This window comes from Spongiibacter sp. IMCC21906 (genome assembly GCF_001010805.1).
Taxonomy (GTDB): Bacteria; Pseudomonadota; Gammaproteobacteria; order Pseudomonadales; family Spongiibacteraceae; genus Spongiibacter.
Map to the genome: position 1 here is coordinate 3,188,137 of NZ_CP011477.1, position 15,763 is coordinate 3,203,899.

19 protein-coding genes and 1 pseudogene are annotated in these 15,763 nt (G+C 51.8%); 5 read left to right on the forward strand and 15 right to left on the reverse strand.

The window, feature by feature from the left end; translation table 11 throughout:
• Window positions 1–372: 372 nt before the first annotated feature.
• The 3 genes and pseudogenes from IMCC21906_RS16710 to IMCC21906_RS14730 all read right to left on the reverse strand — a co-directional run.
• Window positions 373–477: pseudogene (locus IMCC21906_RS16710) on the reverse strand (MerR family DNA-binding transcriptional regulator); the annotation flags it as partial.
• Window positions 455–1,912 (reverse strand): Cu(+)/Ag(+) sensor histidine kinase, encoded by a 1,458-nt coding sequence (locus IMCC21906_RS14725; RefSeq protein ID WP_082117496.1) that lies wholly within the window; start codon window positions 1,910–1,912, stop codon window positions 455–457. The gene IMCC21906_RS14725 and the pseudogene IMCC21906_RS16710, both read right to left, overlap by 23 nt.
• On the reverse strand, window positions 1,899–2,591 hold the full coding sequence (locus IMCC21906_RS14730) for a heavy metal response regulator transcription factor (protein ID WP_047012807.1): 693 nt from the start codon (window positions 2,589–2,591) through the stop codon (window positions 1,899–1,901). Before IMCC21906_RS14730 ends, IMCC21906_RS14725 begins: the two co-directional genes overlap by 14 nt.
• A 211-nt stretch (window positions 2,592–2,802) precedes the next feature.
• On the opposite strand from IMCC21906_RS14730, the gene IMCC21906_RS14735 reads away from it, so the two are divergent.
• The 5 genes from IMCC21906_RS14735 to IMCC21906_RS14755 all read left to right on the forward strand — a co-directional run bounded on the left by IMCC21906_RS14735 (window position 2,803) and on the right by IMCC21906_RS14755 (window position 7,389).
• The gene (locus IMCC21906_RS14735) at window positions 2,803–3,555 is read left to right on the forward strand and encodes a MauE/DoxX family redox-associated membrane protein (protein WP_047012808.1); all 753 of its coding nucleotides are present in this window, start codon (window positions 2,803–2,805) and stop codon (window positions 3,553–3,555) included.
• A 198-nt stretch (window positions 3,556–3,753) separates the two neighbouring features.
• Window positions 3,754–5,601: a copper resistance system multicopper oxidase gene (locus IMCC21906_RS14740; RefSeq protein ID WP_047012809.1), complete on the forward strand. Its 1,848-nt coding sequence runs from the start codon at window positions 3,754–3,756 to the stop codon at window positions 5,599–5,601.
• On the forward strand, window positions 5,598–6,443 hold the full coding sequence (locus IMCC21906_RS14745) for a copper resistance protein B (protein ID WP_022960196.1): 846 nt from the start codon (window positions 5,598–5,600) through the stop codon (window positions 6,441–6,443). The genes IMCC21906_RS14740 and IMCC21906_RS14745 overlap by 4 nt, the downstream gene beginning before the upstream one ends.
• Window positions 6,444–6,495: 52 nt before the next feature.
• A complete protein-coding gene (locus tag IMCC21906_RS14750; protein ID WP_040803697.1) occupies window positions 6,496–6,789 on the forward strand; it encodes a hypothetical protein in 294 nt (97 codons plus the stop codon).
• Window positions 6,790–6,807: 18 nt separating this feature from the next.
• Window positions 6,808–7,389 carry a cytochrome c gene (locus tag IMCC21906_RS14755; protein WP_047012810.1) on the forward strand — a complete coding sequence of 194 codons (582 nt, stop codon included), beginning with the start codon at window positions 6,808–6,810 and terminating at the stop codon, window positions 7,387–7,389.
• Between the two features lie 24 nt (window positions 7,390–7,413).
• Here the strand turns inward: IMCC21906_RS14755 and IMCC21906_RS14760 are convergent, their stop codons facing one another.
• The 12 genes from IMCC21906_RS14760 to IMCC21906_RS14820 form a co-directional block, all read right to left on the reverse strand.
• Complete coding sequence (locus tag IMCC21906_RS14760; RefSeq protein ID WP_022960193.1) at window positions 7,414–7,668, reverse strand: DUF5676 family membrane protein; 255 nt, start codon at window positions 7,666–7,668, stop codon at window positions 7,414–7,416.
• A gap of 47 nt (window positions 7,669–7,715) precedes the next feature.
• Window positions 7,716–8,174, reverse strand: coding sequence for a hypothetical protein (locus tag IMCC21906_RS14765; protein ID WP_022960192.1), 459 nt, complete (start codon window positions 8,172–8,174; stop codon window positions 7,716–7,718).
• A gap of 208 nt (window positions 8,175–8,382) precedes the next feature.
• Entirely contained in the window at window positions 8,383–9,735 is a 1,353-nt protein-coding gene (locus IMCC21906_RS14770; RefSeq protein WP_008284552.1) for an APC family permease, read from the reverse strand.
• A 189-nt stretch (window positions 9,736–9,924) separates the two neighbouring features.
• Window positions 9,925–10,272: a hypothetical protein gene (locus IMCC21906_RS14780; RefSeq protein WP_008296008.1), complete on the reverse strand. Its 348-nt coding sequence runs from the start codon at window positions 10,270–10,272 to the stop codon at window positions 9,925–9,927.
• A 41-nt stretch (window positions 10,273–10,313) separates the two neighbouring features.
• Window positions 10,314–10,643, reverse strand: coding sequence for a hypothetical protein (locus IMCC21906_RS14785; protein ID WP_231580284.1), 330 nt, complete (start codon window positions 10,641–10,643; stop codon window positions 10,314–10,316).
• Window positions 10,644–10,771: 128 nt separating this feature from the next.
• On the reverse strand, window positions 10,772–11,422 hold the full coding sequence (locus IMCC21906_RS14790; protein WP_008296010.1) for an isoprenylcysteine carboxylmethyltransferase family protein: 651 nt from the start codon (window positions 11,420–11,422) through the stop codon (window positions 10,772–10,774).
• Between the two features lie 26 nt (window positions 11,423–11,448).
• Entirely contained in the window at window positions 11,449–11,733 is a 285-nt protein-coding gene (locus tag IMCC21906_RS16715; protein WP_008296011.1) for a DUF2933 domain-containing protein, read from the reverse strand.
• 8 nt (window positions 11,734–11,741) lie between these two features.
• Window positions 11,742–12,080 (reverse strand): P-II family nitrogen regulator, encoded by a 339-nt coding sequence (locus tag IMCC21906_RS14800; protein WP_008296012.1) that lies wholly within the window; start codon window positions 12,078–12,080, stop codon window positions 11,742–11,744.
• A 12-nt stretch (window positions 12,081–12,092) separates the two neighbouring features.
• Window positions 12,093–12,446 carry a cupredoxin domain-containing protein gene (locus tag IMCC21906_RS14805; RefSeq protein ID WP_008284637.1) on the reverse strand — a complete coding sequence of 118 codons (354 nt, stop codon included), beginning with the start codon at window positions 12,444–12,446 and terminating at the stop codon, window positions 12,093–12,095.
• Between the two features lie 27 nt (window positions 12,447–12,473).
• Entirely contained in the window at window positions 12,474–14,687 is a 2,214-nt protein-coding gene (locus IMCC21906_RS14810) for a heavy metal translocating P-type ATPase (RefSeq protein WP_040362992.1), read from the reverse strand.
• Between the two features lie 140 nt (window positions 14,688–14,827).
• Window positions 14,828–15,148 carry a heavy-metal-associated domain-containing protein gene (locus tag IMCC21906_RS14815; protein WP_023659439.1) on the reverse strand — a complete coding sequence of 107 codons (321 nt, stop codon included), beginning with the start codon at window positions 15,146–15,148 and terminating at the stop codon, window positions 14,828–14,830.
• Complete coding sequence (locus tag IMCC21906_RS14820) at window positions 15,145–15,561, reverse strand: MerR family DNA-binding protein (RefSeq protein WP_047013472.1); 417 nt, start codon at window positions 15,559–15,561, stop codon at window positions 15,145–15,147. Before IMCC21906_RS14820 ends, IMCC21906_RS14815 begins: the two co-directional genes overlap by 4 nt.
• Window positions 15,562–15,763 lie beyond the last annotated feature (202 nt).

Genomic DNA, 15,763 nt, shown 5'->3' on the forward strand with positions numbered 1-15,763 from the left:
CAAGTGTGTGACTGGTTTGTTGGCATTCCTGACAACACGGCTCCTGTCGGCACACGGGATATCCTTCTGCCTCCATTGAGCTGCTCTCATAACCAGTCGTACCCGCAGTCCGGGGCCGTGCAGAATGGCATTACGGTGCGTATCTTCTGTCGGAGCAACCTCACGCATCGCACTCCTCTTGCGTTTGTACACTGGACTGGTTGAGATACACCAGCATGATCATCCTGATCTTCACGGCGACCCCGGACAATGCGATTCTCTAGGCGCCAACAGATTATCGATTTCTTACAAAGTGGATCCTAGCTCTTGGGCTCATTTCATGAAGAAGACCCGCTTCAGAGTGGCTTTTGGGTTGGTGCGGTATCCTTAAGCTGGCTTTAGCGGCTGTTCGATAAGCCCGAGGCGTTCGTAATAACGAATAGTTTCGACACTGACCCGAGCTGCTTGTGCCAGTTTACCGATGGTCAATTGACTCATCACTTTCTCCCGTAGCACTCACCTCTACATCAGCCATGCTGGGTAAACTGATCGTGAAGCGCGTGACGCCGCGTTCGGAGATCACCGCGATGTTTCCTTCATGGGCCTCGACTATGGACTTGACGATAGCCAGCCCCAAGCCAGCACCTTCGCTTTGGCGTTGCCGGGAAGGATCGACCCGGTAAAACCGGTCGAAAATCCTGAGCAAATGCTCGGCTGGAATTTCTGGCCCCGGATTCTGTACGCTGAGTAACGCCCTACCCTCGCCCGATGAATCCAGACGGATCAGCACACTTCTTCCCACTGGTGTGTGGCGTATTGCATTGGACAGCAGATTGGACAATGCGCGACGCAGCATAGCGCGGTCACCTTGTATAATCGGTGCCTTTCCTTCCAACACCAATTGGATGTGCTTTTCCTCCGCCAGGGCCTCGAAAAAATCGAACAGCTCGCGCACTTCCCGAGCCAGATCCAGCGGTTCCCAGACAGGCTTGAGCAGGCCGTGTTCGCTTTGGGCCAGCCAGAGCATGTCATTAACCATCTTGGTCAGGCGTTCCTGTTCTTCCAGGTTTGAATATAACAGTTCGCGATATTCTTCCAGGCTTCTGGACTTCCCCAAACCCACCTGGGTCTGTGTGATCAGGTTGGTCAGAGGCGTGCGCAATTCGTGGGCGATATCGGCGGAGAAATGGGAAAGTCGAACAAAGCTGTCCTCCAATCGACCAATCATATGGTTGAACGAATCAACCAGAGTTTTCAGCTCCGCCGGCACGGTATTGGGCTCGAGACGCACATGCAGTCGATCAGCCTGAACATCCATCATGGATTCACTCAGAGCACGTATTGGCGCATGCCCCTGATGCACGCCATACCAGGCCGCCAGAAGGGTGACGGCTCCCGCCAGGACCATGATCACCCACAAACTGCGACGAAAATTTTTCAGAAAGTGGATGTGGAAATCCATATCGATGACAGCAATGATGCGATAGTCCTGACCACCGATACGAGCTTGGGTGGCAGTGCCACGGTAGGTTTTGCCATCAGATCGCCAGGTGTAAAGATTGTCTACCTGGATGCGGGCCACAGGGGCATAGGTGTTCGCCTGTGGCAAAGATCCGGTGTCCACGGAACTATAGACCAAACGTCCCGCATCATCCCAGACTTGAAAGTAGACACCATGGTGACCAGAAACAGCTCGCGCAAGGGCGCCCTCCGGTGCCGAGTCCTGATCTTTCGCCGATTGTAGAGCGTCTTCAACAGCACGAGTAATCACCACCAACTCGTCGGCATCCTGTTCAGCAAAATGGCGCTCTACTTCATTCAGCACAAGATAACCGATCATCAGTAAACTGAAACCGATAGCCATCGCGACAAACAGCATCACCCGGCTGTTGAGTGACAGTGGTCGTCTCCGGGTGAGACTAACCTTCGTCATGGTCGTCCTCGACCTCCAACTTGTAACCCAAACCGCGCACAGTGTGAATCAGCTTGGGCTCATAATCGTCGTCGATTTTTGCCCTTAGGCGCCGTATGGCCACGTCAATGACATTGGTGTCGGAATCGAAGTTCATGTCCCACACCTGGGAGGCGATCAAGGAGCGCGGTAATACTTCGCCCTGTCGCCGGACCAACAGCTCCAGCAAACAAAACTCCTTGTGGCTGAGATTGATCTTGCGGCCGGCGCGCGTGGCCCGGTGACGCGGCAAATCCAGGGTGAGGTCGGCAACCTTGATCTGATCGGTCATCACCGGCACCGTACTGCGGCGTAACAGAGTGCGCACCCGGGCCAGCAGCTCGGCAAAGGCAAAGGGCTTGACCAGGTAATCGTCAGCGCCCAGCTCCAGGCCCTTTACGCGGTCATCCACGCTATCACGGGCGGTCAGGAACAGCACTGGTGTTTGACGGCCGGCCTCGCGCAATGACTGCACAATGCGCCAACCGTCCACATCCGGTAGCATCACGTCCAGCACCAGTAAGTCAAAGGTTTCGGTCATCGCCAAATGATGGCCGTCGAGGCCATTGCGCGCCAGCGTGACCATAAACCCTGCTTCGGTCAGCCCCTGCTGTAAATAGTCTCCGGTCTTGATTTCGTCTTCGACCACTAATAGCCGCATCGCTTCACCACTCCTACTATCAATATATGCCGGGCCTCCTTCAAGACTATCTGCCTTTTCCCAACAGAAACATGACCCAAAGATTACATATATGTAATCTTTGGGTCATGTTTAAGACAGGAGCCTACTACTATCATCATCAGGACGACACCTCAAGTGCTGTTCATTCAGTCATATCAGTCATATTCAGTCATATAAGGAGGGAACACCGATGTCAGGCACCAAGACAGCTGAACTGTACCGGATGGTGATGGAGGATCATCTCTGTCCCTATGGCTTAAAATCGAAACATTTATTGGAGACCCAAGGGTTTCAGGTGGAAGATCATCACCTTAAAAATCACGAGGAAACCGAAGCTTTTAAGCACAAGCATAATGTTGAAACCACTCCTCAGACCTTTCTGGAAGGTAACCGAATCGGTGGGTACGACGACCTACTTGTGTATTTTGGGAAAGAACCAAAAGGCAAAAATGAACAAACTTACTGGCCCGTTATCGCTCTGTTTTCAATGACCTTTCTGATGGCCACGGGTTCGGCTTCGGTTGCTGAAGGGCAATGGCTGTCTTTACGCACTTTCGAGTGGTTCATCGCTTTTTCAATGTGTGGTCTTGCCTATTTAAAAATACGGGATGTCGAAAGCTTTTCGACCATGTTTCTTAACTATGATCTTCTTGCCCAAAAATGGGTGCCTTACGGGTACGTGTATCCCTATGGTGAAGGCCTGGCTGGCTTGCTAATGATAGCCGGGGTATTGCCTTTCGTTTCGATACCAGTTGCCTTTTTCATAGGGATTGTCGGTGCCGTCTCAGTGTTTAAAGCCGTGTACATTGACAAAAGAAAGCTCAAGTGCGCCTGTGTAGGTGGCGAGAGTAACGTCCCCTTGGGGTTTATATCGCTCACTGAAAACCTCATGATGCTTGGCATGGCAATATGGATGCTACTCAAGGCAAGTGTTATGGGGTAGCCGCAAGCTTTTTTTATGCCCTGTTCCCCAGAGCCATTCATCAAACCTAAATCGGCAACTCGAATCATCACACTTAGCGACAATTTTGCAGGATTACATGATTGTCATCCAGGAGTCATGCGGGTGACAGGCTCGGCTCGCTAGTATGCGGAGTCAGAACGTGGAACAACCATCACTTATTCGAAAAGAGATTGACTCATGACCCATGGTTTCCCCCGACCCAAGCAGCCCTGGCAGCTTAGTCGCCGCCGCTTCGTGCAGGGCCTGGCAGCCGGTGGCGTGCTGGCCGCCACACCGTCCTGGTTGCAGGCCGCCGCAAAAGGCGCGACCGCGCTGGGCTCGGCACCGGTACTCAGCGGCCGTGAAATCGACCTGGTAATCGCCGCAACACCTGTCAATTTTACCGGTGTCACACGTATGGCTACCACCATCAACGGCTCCATTCCGGCACCGACGCTACGGCTGCGCGAGGGCGATGACGTCACCATCCGCGTCACCAACCGATTACCTGTTTCTACCTCTATTCACTGGCACGGCATCTTGCTGCCCTATCAAATGGATGGTGTGCCGGGGATCAGCTACCCAGGCATCGCACCGGGAGAAACCTTTGTTTACCGCTTTACCCTCCGCCAGAGCGGCACCTATTGGTACCACAGTCACTCCGGCTTTCAGGAGATGACCGGGATGTACGGCGCCCTGATCATTGAGCCGCGGGCAGGCGAAAGACACCGTGCCGACCAGGATTATGTGGTGCAGCTGTCCGACTGGACCGACGAAGATCCAATGCATACCTTCAGCAAGCTGAAAGTACAAAGCGATGTCTACAACTTCAATCAGCCCACCTTTTTCGATTTCACAGCCGATGTCTCCAAGCTGGGCTTGCAGGCGGCACTGGAAAAGCGCCAGATGTGGAACCAGATGCGGATGAACCCGACCGATCTGGCGGACCTGTCGGCGGCCACCCTCACCTTCCTAATGAATGGCACCACCCCGGCGGGCAATTGGAGCGGGTTGTTCCAGCGCGGTGATCGCGTACGGCTGCGGTTTATCAATGCCGCCAGCAATAGCTTTTATGATGTTCGCATTCCCGGTTTGAAGTTAACGGTGATCCAGGCAGATGGCCAGGATGTCGAGCCGGTCACTGTGGATGAATTCCGCTTTGGCCCCGGCGAAACCTACGATGTCATGGTCGAGCCCCAGGACGACGCTTATACGATCTTCGCCCAGAGCATGGAACGCAGCGGTTACGCTCGCGGCACCCTGAGTGTGCGGCAAGGTTTAACAGCGCCTGTGCCAGAACCCGATTCGCCCGAGTGGTTAACCATGAAGGATATGATGGGAGCAATGGGTGGTGGCGCCATGGGCCACGACATGATGAAAATGGACTCCATGGGCCAAACCAAGATGGATCATTCCCAAATGTCCGGCGGTATGGCCATGGACCACAGTATGCACGGCATGCAGCAGGGTTCTGACAACCCGCTTGCCAAACCTTCATCTACCATACGCCACGCCCGAACCGAATACGGGGCTTCGGTTGACCAACGGGTGGATACGCCAAGTACCAATCTCGACGACCCCGGTATTGGCTTGCGCAACTTAAGCCAGCGTGGGCTGCGCCCACAGGGCCACCGCGTGCTGACGCTGGCCGACCTGAAATCCATCGATGGTGTGCTGGATGACCGCCGCCCGCCCGCAAGAGAGCTGGAACTACACCTTACCGGCAATATGGAACGCTATAGCTGGTCCTTCGACGGGCTTGAATTCGGCAAAAGCACACCAGTCTCCTTGCGTCATAACGAACGCGTTAGAATCATTTTGCAAAATGACACCATGATGACCCACCCCATGCACTTACATGGTATGTGGAGCGAACTGGAAACTGACCAGGGTGAATTGCGAGTGCGCCGCCATACCATTCCCGTGCAACCAGCGCAGCGCATCAGCTACCTGACCACACCCCACGATCTGGGCCGCTGGGCCTGGCATTGTCATTTGCTGTTCCATATGGATGCGGGCATGTTCCGCGAGGTGGTGGTGTCATGAGACTTAATACGGTGAAATATCTCACAACACTGGTTGTTATTGTCGGTGCCCTTCAAGTAAATACGGCCCTGGCGCAAATGGATCACGGCGATATGCAAATGCAGGGTGGTAGTGCGCCAGCCGATGCCCGCGATCCCCACGCTTATTCCGACGGTTACACCTTGACCGAAGGCCCCTATGCACAGCCGGGGCCACGGCAACTGAAACTGGCGGACGAGCACGCCTTCTGGTCCGTTCTGGGCGATCGCCTGGAGTATCAGGAAGACAGCGATAGCACGGTTTACGATATACAGGCCTGGTATGGCACCACCTACAACCGCTTTGTCATCAAAGCGGAGGGTGATATCGCAGACGGCACGCTGGAAGAAAGTTCTACCGAGCTGTTGTGGGGCCATGCGCTCAACGCCTATTTCGACACCCAATTCGGCGTTCGACTTGACCAATATGACGAAGGTAAGGATCGCCAGTGGCTGGCAATTGGTATGCAAGGCCTGGCGCCCTACTGGTTTGAGCTGGATGTGACTGCCTATGTTGGCGACGACGGTCGGACCGCACTCTCTGCCGAGGCCGAGTACGAGTTGCTGCTGACACAGCGGCTCATTTTACAGCCCCGCGCGGAACTGAATCTGTATGGCAAGGATGATCTTGATAATAGATTGGGGTCGGGCCTCTCGGATCTCGCCTTGGGCTTGCGCCTGCGTTACGAATTCAGCCGTCAATTTTCTCCCTACATCGGTGTGGAATGGACAGACACCTATGGCGACACAGCCGATTACCGCCGCGCGGCAGGCCAAGATACGTCAGGCACCCAATTCGTCGCGGGACTGCGATTCTGGTTTTAACAATCACCAAGTTGATATAGAAACTTTTTAAACACCTATGAGGAACACCTTTATGAATATGAAAACACTAGCCACTATCATCGTGTTCTCCACACTGGGCATCGCTTTATCTGCACAGGCCCATGATCCTAAAGAGCATATGAAAGACGCTGAAAAGCCGGATTGTGCAGCCATGAAAAATATGGATCACAGCAAGATGGATATGAATGATCCTGTGATGCAAGCCATGATGAAACAATGCATGAATGACACGCATAATAACGACTCTGAAAAGGATCAAGCGCAGGCTGATCATCAGGACAACGAAAAAAGCTCAGGCGAGCAACATTCAGAACACCAACACTGATCAACCCAAGGAGTTTTCATGTCGGCGCTCACCACCTTTATCAAGAGTCTGGTCATTACCGCTGTCATCGCGCTGGTGGGTGGTGGGCTGTTTCTCTATTCAGGTCTCTACCCCATGGGAGCCGATGTACCACACAATCGGCTGACCTACTGGCTGCTGGAAACCTTGCGTGAACGTTCAGTTGCACGTGCTGCCAGTGACATTAAGGTTCCTGGCGACCTAAACGCACCGGAGCGGTTACTGGCGGGTGGCGCCGACTACAATGATATGTGTGCGGGGTGCCATTTGAAGCCGGGCAAAACCGAAAGTGATTTCACCCTGGGACTGTATCCCGCTCCCCCTAATCTAACTCTAGCCGGCGATGAACATGGGCACGAACATACCGGCGACACCGAAAATGACGACGAGGCCATTAAGCGACAATTCTGGATTATTAAACACGGCATCAAGGCTTCGGGCATGCCCGCCTGGGGACCGGGGCATGACGATGAACGTATCTGGAACATGGTGGCGTTCCTGAAGCGATTGCCGGAATTGTCTCCCGACCAATACCAGATACTCACCGCACGTGGGCAAGACTCGGAAGGGCATGGTCACTGATATGGCACCTCATAATCCATCGGCTTACTGCAAGCGGTTGTAAATAGCCGCCAGCAACCACCCGGCGATACCCGCTGACACTGACCAAGCCACCAGTCCCACAACAACGCCAGTGAATGTCAAATGCCAACCCATCTCATTCAGTTGCATATGCACCATTTCCCCAGACATGGATAACATCATGGCGGGCATTAACATCACCAACAGGCTGCAAGCCAGCCACAGTATCGCCGCGGTAATCGCGCTGGCTATCCCGAATTTGAACGCATTAAGTGTCATGACTATTCCTCCGTTTATGGTGGTGTATCTGTAATAAATTAGTGTCTCTACATATCCCCGAACCGGTTGGCAGACTGCACCATACGCATCATTTCGTGTTCCTCCAGCGACCGGAGTGATTCCATCAACTCCTTGGCAGAGGGGATATCCGCCCTTGAGGCGAGATAGCGATACAGCTCAATCACCTGCTGATGCTGATCGACAATCACCTCCATGATTTGCGCGGCATCAAGCTCGGCAAAAGGCGCGTCGCAATGTGCATGTCGGACGATAGGATGCTTTGCCACATATTCCATACACCAGGTGTTCAGCGCATGTTCATCGCCCGAGGTTTCGAAGCCATTGACAACTTTTGTGAGACTTTTTTCGTGATCGGACAGGTAAGCAAGAATCATCCGGGCCCGTTCATCCGTATTCTTGTCTGCGCAATGGGATAAGCACTGACTGAGATGTTGGTGAAATTCCCGGGTCCAGTGCAGCACATCTTTTAAGGTTTCAATTTGCATAATTTTTTCTCAGTTGTGGATTGACTCATCGATTAGAGTCTCAAAAAGTCACGATAGCTGCGCATACACACCACCAGTTCCTGGTGGGTGTCGATGCCCATATAGATCGCTTTAAGTGTGCTAACTTGATCCATTACCATTCTCCAAACAACAAAAGTTAACCACTAGAGTCCCGTTCTGTGCCTGGCAGGCTTCCTCCACATGATTTTTAATGATGATGTTCATGCGCCTGACTTTGGGACACAGCTTGCTTTCGTTTTTCAGATCCAAGGAATAGTTGCTCTCCGATCGCGATTAGCATCATTGTGACAACGGCCACACCCAACACAAATGGATCTGAATTCAACTTCACCCAAACGAACCCGCTTAGTGCAAGCGAATCTAATATAATCGCGGTAACGGGGACCCAGCTTTTGGCTTTAACATCGTCCAACAAGTAGCGCAGAACACCCCAGTGAATGGCGATATCCATCACCAGATAGAATATGATGCCAAGTGCTGCTATACGGGAAAGATCAAAGAACGCGGTGAGCACAAGTCCAAGAACCACGGTGTACACCAATGTATGTTTCTGAATGCTACCCGGCATACCGAAATGGCTATGGGGCACCAACTTCATTTCCGTTAGCATCGCCAGCATTCTGGAGACCGCAAAAATACTGGCAAGAATCCCTCCCGCCGTCGCCAGCATGGCAATCGCAACGGTGAACCACACGCCGTACTCACCGAGTGCAGGTCGAGCGGCCGCAGCCAGGGAATAATCTCGAGTTTGAATAATCTCCCTGAGTGAGAGGTTACTGGCCACCGCAAAACCAACCAATGTATAGATAACGACACAGGCAGCAATCGAAATAACAATGGCGCGACCAACATTGCGGTGTGGATCGATCACCTCGGAACCACTATTGGTAATAGTGGTAAAGCCTTTGAATGCCAGAATCCCCAGCGCTGTGGCGCCGAGGAAATTACTGGCTGAACCGGTCTCGCTTACATGGTCAAAGTCCACTGCCAGGCTATCAGCTAACCAGATGCCGACGAGACCAAAGATTAGAATTCCACCAATTTTCAGTAGGCCGATAAACCCTGCAACCCCTTGAATCAACCGATTACCCAACAGGTTCACAATGAACGCCGCCAGAATTAGGGAGACGCCGAGTATAGGAGTCATTTGCCCTGAAGGGTCACCGCCAAATAATTGCATGGTGTAAGAACCGAACGTACGCGCTAGAAAACTCTGCGCGATGACCATCGAAAAATACATAAGTAGTGCATTAAACGCAGTGGGCAACCGGTCGCCATAGGCCTTATGCAGATACATGCCGATCCCCCCTGCTGATGGGTAGGCATTGGATATTTTGATGTATGAGTAAGCACTGAAACCAACGATGATCGCGGCCGCGAGGAATGCCAATGGGAATAATGCACCAGTCATCTCTGCCATTTGCCCGGTTAGCGCAAATATTCCTGCGCCGATCATCACCCCAGTCCCGAGCATCACCGTACCTGACAGAGAGAGGCTACCCTCGTCATAATGTGTCGAACGATCGTCTTTTTCCTCCATTCATGCCCCCTTAATATAATGGTCAGCCCTCTTCCTGGGCATTCGTTGCAAGGTATACAGGATGCTTAAAACTGCATTTCTCAACAGACTGCTAGTCATATCGACAGGTTCCAACGTCAATTGGCCCCTCACCAGATTAATTTCCGAGACACCTAATCGATGTTCTTTGTTGCTCATTTTCTCTTTCATCTAATGAGGCGGCATCTTGTTGCAGCAGTGCGCCTCATGTTTAGCGTTATCCCTGATATTCTCATCGGTCTGCCGTTGCCAACTCAGCCTGGTTCGGGGCCACCAGCTGTCTTTTATTGCCGCACCATGCTTTTCGACAATGGCGATCATTTCATCGATATTGTGATGAGAAGCGTCGTAGGCGATTTTTAAGGTTTTTCTACGTGCATCGAACTGAACGCTGTCAACACAGGGAAGCTCATCAATTTCCTCAACAATCGCTTTGGTATTGTTTTCATTGATCCCGCACACGCTCAAGGTATGCTTGGTTAAAAAACCTGGATTGATACCCGATCGATGCTCATTCATAGTGTTTTTCCTCCAATCGACAGGTTGAGTAAGCAACCCATCTATTTTTTGTGTTTGTGGACAGGTGTTTTTTGGGATTCAGACTCATGATCCATCATTTGCCCCATCATCATCTGCATCATGCCCATTCGTTCTTCCATCATGTCCATGCGCTTTATCATATCCATGTCGTCCATTTTTGATGACTCATCTTTGTTCATGTCCATTCCCATGCCATCACCCATTAATCGCATGCCCTCCTGCATCACTCGCATATGTTCCTGCATCAGTTGCTGGCGTTTTTCCGGATCGGTTTCGGCTTTGATTTTTCCCATCATGTCGTGCATCTTTTGCATGTGCTCATGCATAGCCATCATTTGCTCATGGCCCATCACCATTCCGCCCATCGGCTGATCTTTACTGTCGCCATGTTCGTGCCCTTTTTTCCGCAAAGACGGGCGAAGAAATCGCGGCGGCTATTACCAAATTGGAGATTAGTTTTTTCATCGGAGTACCCTCATCAGTTGGAAACAGTTTTATCGACGTTAAATTTCGGAATCCATGCCGGCGTGACTTCCATATAGCGGCGATAGTCATCACCGAATTCCTTCAATGCCATGCGCTCCTCACGCTTAGCGAGTCGCACGTAAACCACTACCAGAACCGGAAACATAATCACGGTAAGGATCGTCGGCCACTGCAACAGAAATCCAAACATGATCAGGATAAATGCGATGTACTGCGGGTGGCGGCAACGGGCATACCAGCCGGTAGTCGCTAGCGAACGGGTCTGCTGCGCCTTGTGCAGAACACTCCACGCCGAGGCCAGCAAAAAGAAACCCAAAATGATCAGGACATTACTGGCGATATGCAGCGGATCAAAATGAGGGTTGCCTTCAAAACCGAAAAGGGTATGCAGAAGATGGCCGTTTTCGTGGGACAGAAAATCAATACCAGGATATTTTTCCGCCAACCAGCCGGAGAGAAAATAAATGGTTAATGGAAAGCCATACATCTCGGTAAATAGGGCAATAATAAACGCCGAGAAAGCGCCAAAGCTTCGCCAGTCAGTTTTGGTTTGCGGCTTGGTAAAGCTGAAGGCAAAGAAAATAAATATCGCCGAATTAAGTATCACCAGCGTCCAGAGGCCGTAAGCGGATTCACCGTGCATGCTTCTTCTCCTGTAATATTGTTGGATTAATGGTGATGACGGTGTTCGTTTTCCCGACGGCCTTCCTCCAGCCCCCGCTGATAGGCATCCTGATCGGACTCGCCCTCATGCTGATCATGGCTACCATGACCACCGTGTCCGCCGTGCATAAACAGATGCATAAAGGGGCAGGCAAGGAAAATCAGGAACGGCAGAAACTGCCAGACGTGTTGCCGGTGCTCGACGAGCAGAAAATAGGTGACCGCGCCGATAAGTCCCAGTGCCGCCAGTCCTTTGGGTGTTAACCAGAATGATGTTTTTTGAGTCGCCATGTCACACCTCACCTGTGTAATTGAAAATCGTTGTCTATTGCGCCGCGTTTATCGTGTATCCATAGCAGATCGTTAACCGGCACAATGCAGACCAGCCCTTCGCTATCGGCATTGGCATGCGCCGCATCCACAATCAACCGTGCGATTTCCTTGGCCTGCTCCGCCTTGGCGTAAACTTCCATTTGAATATGCTTGATCAAATGGTTTTCGTTAAAACTGTCAAAGTAATGACCACGCCCACGAACTGGATGCAAGGTAAACCCCTTCACCCCATGTCGAATCAAAGTTTCTTCCACGTTTTTCAGGCGAAACTCGTCAAAAATGGCCATGACTTTGTTGATGTTCATTGGGCCTCCTGCTTATTTCACCGTGATTTGTCCACGGTACATCTGCATCTGACAATGAAACGCATACTCGCCGGATGACATTGCTGGCAGCTGAATGGTCTTCAGTTTATTCAACGGCAAAGTGTCGCTGATTTGCAGTTCGGGGATCAATAAAGTCTCAGAACAGGGTGATTGATCTTTGCGCATAAATTTAATTTCAAATGGTGCTCCAGCTGGCACCTTAATGCGCGAAGGCGAATAGGTACCGTTTTCCACAGTTATCACCAGATCGTTTTCACCCAGCTCGGCTTCTTTCGGCTTGTAGAGCCAGAACCACCACACAATCAGTGCAATCAGCGCTAAACCCGCAATATTAATAATCATCATCGCAACGCTCTCATCCCGACATTCTCATTAGTGCTCCTGCGCTTTAAAGAAGCGCAGCCTATTAGCATTGGTTACAACTGTCAGCGATGAAAACGCCATCGCCGCACCGGCAATCACCGGACTTAACAGCAAACCGAAAAATGGATACAACACGCCAGCCGCAAACGGTACACCGGCCACGTTGTAAATAAAGGCGCCAAATAAATTTTGTTTGATATTGCGCAACGTAGCCTTGCTGACGGCAATGGCATCCGCCAGGCCATGTAACGAACCCCGCATCAGTGTTATGTCGGCACTCTCAATGGCCACATCCGTACCGGTGCCGATAGCAAAACCGACATTGGCGATAGCCAGGGCCGGCGCATCGTTAATGCCGTCCCCGGTCATGCCCACCACTTCGCCTTCCATCTGCAGTTCCTGCACCTTTTTGGATTTTTCTTCCGGCAGCACTTCGGCGAAAAATTCCTTGATACCGGCTTTTTTCGCTACCGCTTTGGCCGTGGCACGGTTATCGCCGGTGAGCATCACCACCCGGATGCCGTTATGCTGCAGGCGCTTGATGGCAGCGATGGAGTCTTCCTTAATCGGATCGGCTACTGCGATAATCGCTGCGAGCTTATTATCAACGGCGAAATACATCGGCGTTTTAGCCTCGGCGGCCAGCGCCTGGGCCATTTCAACAAAATCACCGAGCTCAATGGTGCGCTCGCGCATGAGTTTTTCATTGCCAAACAACAGCGTTTTACCGTCTACTTCCGCCTGCACGCCGTGGCCAGCAATGGCGTTAAAGTTGGAGACTTTGCCGGTTTCGATCCCCCTTTCCTGAGCACTTTCAACAATAGCCATGGCCAACGGATGCTCAGAGCCGGATTCAAGCGTTGCTGCCAATCGCAACACCGCCTGCTCATCATACTCACCCGCCACCAGTACATCGGTGACCTTCGGTGCACCCAAGGTAATGGTGCCGGTTTTATCCAGAATCATCGCCGTTATCTTCGACGCGGTTTGCAGGGCTTCACCGTTGCGAATCAGCACGCCCGCCTCTGCGGCCTTACCCACACCCACCATCACCGACATCGGCGTGGCCAGCCCCAGCGCACAGGGACAGGCGATAATCAATACAGTCGTGGCCGATACTATGGCAAATGCCACCGCCGGTTCCGGTCCAAAATTAAGCCAGGTCAAGGCACTCACCACAGCAATAATCATCACCACCGGTACAAAATACGCCGAGATGACATCAGCCAAACGACCAATCGGCGGCTTGGAGTTTTGTGCGCGCTTGACCATATTGATGATTTGCGCCAGCGCCGTGTCTTTACCAACGCGGGTAGCTTTAAACAGAATTGAGCCGGATTTATTGATGGTGCCCGCCGCTACGGTATTCCCAGTGGCTTTTTCAACCGGCATCGGCTCGCCGGTGAGCATGGATTCGTCAATCGCCGTATGCCCTTCAACCACTTCACCATCGACGGGAATTTTTTCACCTGGGCGCACGCGGACCACATCGTTCAGTAGAACCTGTTCGATAGCGATATCCAGTTCTTTGTCATCGCGAATAACCCGCGCCGTTTTCGCCTGCAATCCAATCAGGCGCTTAATAGCCTCAGAGGTACGACCGCGGGCTTTCAATTCCAGGGCAAGACCGAGATCGATTAAACCAATAATCATCGCGGTCGCCTCGAAATAAACATGGCGCGCCATTTCCGGCACCAAGTGAGGAACAAACACCACCACCATCGAATACACCCACGCCGTACCTGTGCCTAAAGCAATCAAGGTATCCATATTGGCCGAGTGATTTTTAAAGGATTGCCAGGCACCGACATAAAAGTGTTTGCCGGAGAACACCATCACCCCAAGCGTCAGTAATCCAACAGCCAACCAGGCAATGCGCTCACCAGTGCTTGTTACCGTCATTTCGCCGACTACGATGCTGTAAATCATCAGCGGCACGCCCAGGCTGAGGGCGATGGTCATTTCCCGCATCAGTCGTTTGTAGTAAGCCCAATCAGCTTTTTCTTTTTCCGCCAATGCATCGTCTTCATTGTCAGCAAGGCTGATTTTGGCGTTATAACCAGCGCCCTCAACGGCTTTTATCAATTGCTCGGCAGGCGCCGAACCCAACACGCTGACGGTTCGCTGAGCGAAATTCATTTCCGCGTTTTCCACACCCGGTATCGCTTTTAGGGCGGATTCGATTTTTCCCACACAGCTGGCACAACCAGCGCCTTCGATCATCAATTCCTGGCTTACTGCGCTGCCGCCATGAACATGATGGTGGTGATGCTGGCCAGTTTCCGTACCTTCATGACAGGATGGATTGCCAGATTCCGTGTTTGTTGAACTCATATCCATACTCCTGGTTTACTTGACAGCAACTAGCGAATGAGCGTTGCGGGAAAACCCACACGATCCAACGCATCGGTAAGGTTTTTTGGTTCAACCACACCAATGACTGAAGCGATGCCCGTTACCAGGTCCATCGACACTTCGCTAACCCCTGCAACGGATTTCAACGTCTGCTCGATACTTTTCACGCAACCACCGCAGCTGGCACCCTGAACCTGTAAACGATGAAGAGGAAGAGACGTATCGCTAACGCTGCGGATATCACGGGCTTCAGCAGAAACGGATGATTTGCCGGCGCAGCAACAACCACCTCGGTGTAGATTCGCACTTGGCGTTTTGTGTGTATTCATAACCTTTCCTCCGCAGTGAATTCTTCGATCAGATGGCAAAGCATATGGCCCGTTGGCGCCTTATCCGGCTTTTGACTCCACTCCAACACAGCCTGTTGCATGCGATCCCGCAATTTCAACGTTTCCCTAAGCTGTCGCTCGGTTTCATGCAGGCGCTGATCAATCAGGCGGCGCACCGTCGGGCAAGGCGATTTCTTATTATCCGCGTGGTTCAAAATTTCCTGAATATCCTCAACGGAAAAGCCCAGTTGCCGTGCACTCAGCACGAATCGCAAGCGGTTGTAATCCTTTTCGCTGTATTCCCGATATCCATTGGCTTTGTTCTTACCCGGTTTCAGAATCTTGATCCGGGTATAAAACCGCACGGTATCGGCCGTAACCCCTAAACGCCTGGCCATTTCGATAACTTTCACACAGCCCTCCTCGCAGCTCAGTCTGACTATCGCAGGATTCAGATTAACCCCGAAGATCTGTTCCTTGCCTTGATATGAGTCAATCATCAGTTCTAAACCCGAGAGAAAATCCAAAGAATTTGTCCGGCTTTTTGTCACCTTACACCTGTGTCCAAGACACAGGTCAAGCAATTTTCATTAACAGGTATCAGGCCTCTCGTAC